The sequence below is a fragment of the Cronbergia sp. UHCC 0137 genome, from assembly GCF_034932285.1.
Lineage (GTDB): Bacteria > Cyanobacteriota > Cyanobacteriia > Cyanobacteriales > Nostocaceae > Cronbergia.
The window spans coordinates 17,610-23,467 of the sequence record NZ_JAYGHC010000071.1 but is presented as its reverse complement, the minus strand read 5'-3'; the positions used below and the strand labels follow the sequence as shown (position 1 = coordinate 23,467).

At 39.7% G+C, this 5,858-nt stretch carries 6 protein-coding genes and 1 pseudogene; 5 read left to right on the top strand and 2 right to left on the bottom strand.

All coding sequences use genetic code 11. The annotated features are described in order from the left end of the window. Positions 1–9: 9 nt before the first annotated feature. The gene (locus VB711_RS23920; protein ID WP_323288897.1) at positions 10–207 is read right to left on the bottom strand and encodes a hypothetical protein; all 198 of its coding nucleotides are present in this window, start codon (positions 205–207) and stop codon (positions 10–12) included. A gap of 150 nt (positions 208–357) precedes the next feature. On the opposite strand from VB711_RS23920, the pseudogene VB711_RS23915 reads away from it, so the two are divergent. The 3 genes and pseudogenes from VB711_RS23915 to VB711_RS23905 all read left to right on the top strand — a co-directional run bounded on the left by VB711_RS23915 (position 358) and on the right by VB711_RS23905 (position 2,338). Continuing rightward, positions 358–1,083: pseudogene (locus VB711_RS23915) on the top strand (GDSL-type esterase/lipase family protein). 6 nt (positions 1,084–1,089) lie between these two features. Then, positions 1,090–1,524 (top strand): hypothetical protein, encoded by a 435-nt coding sequence (locus VB711_RS23910; RefSeq protein ID WP_323288895.1) that lies wholly within the window; start codon positions 1,090–1,092, stop codon positions 1,522–1,524. Positions 1,525–2,128: 604 nt separating this feature from the next. Further along, positions 2,129–2,338 carry a proteinase inhibitor I4 serpin gene (locus tag VB711_RS23905; protein WP_323288893.1) on the top strand — a complete coding sequence of 70 codons (210 nt, stop codon included), beginning with the start codon at positions 2,129–2,131 and terminating at the stop codon, positions 2,336–2,338. A gap of 23 nt (positions 2,339–2,361) precedes the next feature. On the opposite strand, the gene VB711_RS23900 is transcribed toward VB711_RS23905, so the two are convergent. Continuing rightward, positions 2,362–3,507, bottom strand: a complete 1,146-nt coding sequence (locus VB711_RS23900) for an AI-2E family transporter (protein ID WP_323288891.1) — start codon at positions 3,505–3,507, stop codon at positions 2,362–2,364. Between the two features lie 149 nt (positions 3,508–3,656). Here VB711_RS23900 and VB711_RS23895 point away from each other — a divergent pair, with 149 nt between their 5' ends. Further along, positions 3,657–4,040, top strand: coding sequence for a hypothetical protein (locus VB711_RS23895; RefSeq protein ID WP_323288890.1), 384 nt, complete (start codon positions 3,657–3,659; stop codon positions 4,038–4,040). A gap of 265 nt (positions 4,041–4,305) precedes the next feature. Continuing rightward, complete coding sequence (locus VB711_RS23890; RefSeq protein ID WP_323288889.1) at positions 4,306–5,712, top strand: LCP family protein; 1,407 nt, start codon at positions 4,306–4,308, stop codon at positions 5,710–5,712. The last annotated feature ends 146 nt before the right edge of the window (positions 5,713–5,858 follow it).

Here is a 5,858-nt window from a genome sequence, read left to right as displayed (position 1 = left end):
CCTACGAAGCTATTCAACGAATTTGAGCGCAATAGCCGCGATCGCCAGGGGAAACACATCTAAATTTGTTTTCACACAAAGGAATATATTAGTGGTGTAATATCTATCAAATAACCAGATAGCAAGAAAGTTGGATGGTAAACTCGGTTCGACTAGAATCATAGCCATATCCAAACCAAAATACCAAAAAGATACAAGTTCATTCATTCTCCTTAGTTGAGGGTGGTTTTTTCTCACCCATTCGCCCTTGACGTTAGGGGTAGGCGCGCAACGGAAGAAAAAAGTTTTAAAGGATACTATTTTGATGGTATAGAAATGTGTAGAATCTTTTAGAGATATATATTTCAGTTTTTTAAAATGCAAACTTTAGAGTTTCCTCAGTCAATGCAGTTGTCTTTAGCGCCGAAAATCGCCCAACCTTTGAAAGTTATTGCTTTGGGAGATAGTTTGGTCTATGGATACGGTGATCCTGAGAGGGGTGGCTGGGTTGAACAACTACGACGATGGTGGATGCTACCTGATAATGATGGTAATATTCTTTACAATTTGGGGGTAAGAGGCGATGTCTACGACGGGCTACGCCTACGCACTCAACAAGTTTCCCAAAGGTTAGAGGTGGAGTTTCGTCACCGGGGTGAGTTGCGAAATCGTGTTCCTGATTTGATTATTTTGTCGGTTGGAGTTAATGATTCACCCCGTTTAAGTCGTCCAGATGGTAGAAGTTATACAGAGTTTTCGGTATTTACTTCGGAAATCGCCGCTCTTTTAGATCAAGCCCAACAACTTTGTTCTGTGCTTTTTGTGGGGATGGTGCCAGTAAATGAGGAGAAGATGCCTTTTCTGGATTGTTTGTATTACAATCATGCTGACCAATTCCGTTATAAAGAAGCTACACGTTTAGCTTGTGTACAAAGGCAAATTCCATACTTAGATATCTTTGAGTGATGGATGGAAAAGGATACAATCTGGCGGAGCGATCGCCTCAGTGAAGATGGTCTTCACCCCAACACTTTAGGTTATCAAACTTTGTGGGAATCTGTAATTAATTGGCCTGCTTTAGCAAAGGGACAATTTCACAATTAAAAATTTATGACTCCAACTTTATTTGGTCGTTGGCAAACTCGATTATTATTATTTTCTACTATTGGTGTATTAGTATCTTTGCCTTTTGCCATGGGTTTAATTGGTTTTAGTGCTAATTCAGTCTATTTCTGGATACTTGGATATTTCGCTATTTTTGGTTTGGGTTGGGATGTCTTTTATAACTATTTGCAAAAGTTCCGTTGGGATAGAGATTGGCCTGCTATTTATCAATTTTTCGCAGGTTTTATTGAGATGCTATTTATCTGGTGTGGTGTTAAGATTTTTGGTTTTTTACCAATTCCTCTACCCAAAGATCAATTAACTTTAGTGGGTTTTTTATTCCATTATTGGACTGTTTGGCTGGCTGTTTTTATTATTTCACAAAGTCTCATGCGAGTTATATTTCCCCATTGGCGTTTTCGTGGTGGTGAATGGTTATAAGTCAATTTCCGTAGATGGGAATTTATTTTCGGAAAATACTGATAGCAACCGCCAAGGTAATCCCACAAGATTGGATCATCTTTTTTGTGGACTTCTCTTAGGACATTGATGAAACTCCTTTCACAACAGGGTTTTACGCCTACTTCCTGATTCCTGACTCCTGACTCCTGAATCCTGACTCCTGAATCCTACTATCTTTTTGTATGTTTTTTTGTTAAAGGTAAAAATACCTAGATAAAAATACTGAATTTTGCTAAAAGTATAATTAATTTCCTGATCACAACTTTATGAGATTGATTAGTAATCATGAGAACAATTAACTAATCGTAGTTTAAAATACATTTTCTTAAAAATGGAAAAATCTTGATCATTAAAGTTTGTCGTTTGAGAGCAATCATCCCTCAATGGTAAAACCCCCTGGATTTATCTATGGAATTAACCTAAAATCCAAAGTCTAAAAGCCAAAGTTGATTGATTGTTACCAAAACTGTAACCATCAATTAATGATGTGATTGCTAATGCAATAGTGAAGAAATTACACATCATTAGCGTATCACTTGATGGACATTTAAAGATTGAGTTATTTAATAAATGGAGCGGTAGAATGAATCACCAAAAATTTAGTGCTGTGCAACAAAGTTTCCTCCAAAGACGTTACGGTGTGAATTTAGGAAGACGCTATGTTTTAGCAGCAGCGAGTGTGGTGCTTTTGGGTGTACTGGGGTGTTCTCAGGTTGAGAATAGCACAAAATTAGATACTAAACCCCGGTTTCCTGATTTAGAGCCAACACTCTTAAAAACATCCCAATCTTAACGCACCACCGTCTTTACTCTTGATTAATCGTGGGTTAGCACCACCTTTGGTGATTCTTCTGGTGTCATGGGTGCAGTTTTCTGTTCGGGAGGATATTCTTGTGTTTCAGAGAGAATCGGAGGACGAATGGCACTAATTACTGTTTTAATCACAACAGCGCAGGGAACAGCAACAATTACCCCCAAAAGTCCCCCAACTCTCGCTCCTGTAAGAACAGAAATTAGAATCCACACAGGATTTAAGCCGGTAAAGCTGCCTAAAATCCTGGGAGCAATGATATTTTCTAAAATTTGCTGAACGATCAGGGCTGCGGCCAACATTCTCGCTCCCATCCAAAAATCTTGTAGGGATACTAGCAATGTGGTTGTGGCTATACCTACAGAACCACCAAAGGGGATGAGAGCCATGATCCCAATCGTTAACCCAAATAATAGCCCATAAGGAACTTTCAACCACAAAAAGGTGGGAATGAGGGCAGATGCCATACAGGTTGATAAAATCAACTGGGTGATGAAAAAGTTTTGAAAGCTCAGACGTACTGTTTTAGAAAATGGTACTTGAAATTTCGAGGGTAGCCAGTCTACTAAACTTTGCCACAGTTCGTCCCCGTGTTGTAATAGATAGAAGGTCAGCACCATTGTTAGTAAAAAGTCTAGCAGACTGGTGAAAGTTACCACTGCCAGATTTAAGACCTGTCCAGCGATCGCTTGTAATTGTCCCTTAACGCGATCGTTGATTTGCACCAACAGGGCATCCAGATTAATCGGTAAACCCATATTTTCAACTTTTTGGTTTAAGATCATCAACTGAGAACGTCCTGAGTCGATTAGATCTGGTAAACGAGCCACCAATTGTTGAGCTTGGGTGAGCGCCAGAGGAAAGAGGGTGACACCCAGTGCCAATAAAATGGATAAAGCTAATAAAAATACTAGAATAGCTACTTGTTGTCGTTTAGCACCATGATGTTCCATCCAACTCACGGGGTAGTTGAGCAGAAAGGCTAGTACCGATGCTCCGACTAAAATAGCGATCAGCGAATGAAAATAATGGAAAATTGCGGATAATGCCCAACCATTGAGAACTAATAAAGGAGCGAATAGAGCGATCGCTCCAATCCGCGCTATAGGTGTCAGTGTTTGCCACCAATCGAGTAGCTTACGTGTCTGCATTTTTAACTAAATTATGGAATAAAACTAAATTCAATTTTTCTTTACAGATGATTATCTGCTACATAAAACTTAATTCATCAGTTTCTATGACACTCCCAAGCACACAAGCTAGTTATATACACTTCTAGTTTATGATTAGAGTAACCAAAATGGACAATCTACCACCAACTGATCATTTCTCAACTTCTTCAGATTCAAAAACTTCTCCTACGGTTTTGCTGTTATATTTAATCCCCGTGATTGGTCTAGTCCCATCCCTGTGGACGGTCTATTTCCACCAGGGAAGCCGGGAACAACTGGCAGTGAGTCGTCTATCTATAATTCTAGGTTTTACATGGGTCTTAGGCTACTTATTGTTAAATACTGGAGCAGGTACTTCAGAGTTTTTTGCACTCAGGTTATTAATTCTTAATAGTTTTCTCACTTCTGGTTACTTTTTGGTCAATGTTTGGTTAATAATTCGGATAATTCAAGGTAAGTCTTACCGCTTGCCGGGCTGGAGCAGTTTGTCCGAGCGACTGTTGCGTAAGTAATGTAAGTTGCTGGTTAGAGAAAAAGACAAGGGGGAAATAACAGGAATTTTGAGAGATTATGTTGAAGTTAGTTAAATGCAATCAATGATTGTCTGCCTGTGCCGTGTTTCATATTCTCTGTTCCCTCTGACCTGCTATAAAAACAATCAGGAAAAGTCAGAACTATTAATTAATATTTAGTTATTATAGTCTGATTTGCCAGCACATATTGAGCATAACGGCAAATTTACGGAATATATCTTAACAGTCAAGTGTGAGGAAGTCTGTGACCACCCAAAGAACATCAGCAGAAGATAGAAAATTGGCAAAAGCTAAATCTCAGGGTAAAAATCAGCGCCAGTCCCGATCCGGTCGATGGTTATGGTTTGCGGTTGGTATGGGCGGAATTGCGATGGTGTCTGGTATGGCAGGGGCTTTATTGGCTGTTTCTTGGGATAGTACGCCTTTACAGCAAGCACAACTGAGTCCCCAGGAAGAGGCAGTTTTTGGGAGCGATCGCATTGCTGGCAATGGGTTACAATTTTCCCAATTAACTCGCCCTGTAAATATCCTAGTCATGGGCATGAGTGTACTGCCCCCAGATGTACAAAACCCACCTAGCGAAAGCGAAAATCTTGGATATTTACCCCAGGTTAATTCCTTTGATGGTCTGGCTGACGTGATGTTATTGATCAAGTTTGATCCAGAAAATCAAAAAGTATCAATGCTTTCTATTCCCAGAGACACCCGCACGGAAATTGAAGGCTATGGGGTCAGAAAAATTAATTCGGCTAACGTTACAGGTGGTCCGGCTTTAACGGCTAAAACCGTCAGCAATCTCTTAGGTGGTGTAGGAATTGATCGTTATGTGCGAATAAATGTTCTGGGGGTTGCCCAATTGATTGAGGCTTTGGGCGGCGTAACGGTTTATGTACCCAAGGATATGAAATATCAAGATGATTCTCAACATTTATATATTAATTTAAAGGCTGGTAAGCAGCATTTAAACGGCGATCAAGCTCTGCAATTACTCCGCTATCGCCATGATGAATTGGGAGATATTGGCAGGATTCAACGTCAACAAATGGTTTTGCGTGCCTTGATTGAGCAAACTCTTAACCCCTCGACTTTAACTCAGTTACCGGAAATTCTCAATACAGTTAGAAAGTACATTGATACTAACTTGACTATTGAAGAATTAGTTTCCTTAGTGGGGTTTGGGGTGAGAACTAATCGCTCTAATATGCAGATGTTAATGTTACCTGGTGGTTTTGGTGAGAGAGGCGGTTATTGGTTGCCAAATCATGATTCCATTGCCAAATTAATGGTGAAGAATTTTGGGTTAGAATCAAGTTCCATAGAACCAGAGTTCACCGATCCTAGTCGTTTACGTGTAGCAATTCAAGATAGTACAGGGGGCGATCGCTCTCAGATCCGGGACTTAGTTCGAGTGCTAGAACAAGCCGGATATCGGAATATTTTTATCTCTAGACCTTGGAGTGAACCTCTAGAAGTAACTAACATTGTTGCTCAACAAGGAGACGGAGAAAGTGCCGAATCAATTCGCAGTATATTAGGATTTGGTGAGGTACGGGTAGAAAGTACAGGCAATATTAGTTCAGATATTAGTATTCAAGTAGGTAGAGATTGGTTGGAGAAAAAACTGATTTTTGAGAACACAATTAGACCATAAATACAAAATCATAAATCATTGAATTTGGTAGGGGTTTAGCACCGGACTTGACCCCTATTTTTATAATAAATAGGAGTTACGCATTGACAAAATCTATTAGATAAGGATGATAGATTTTATCTCTTGTAGGGTGCGTCAGACCCGAC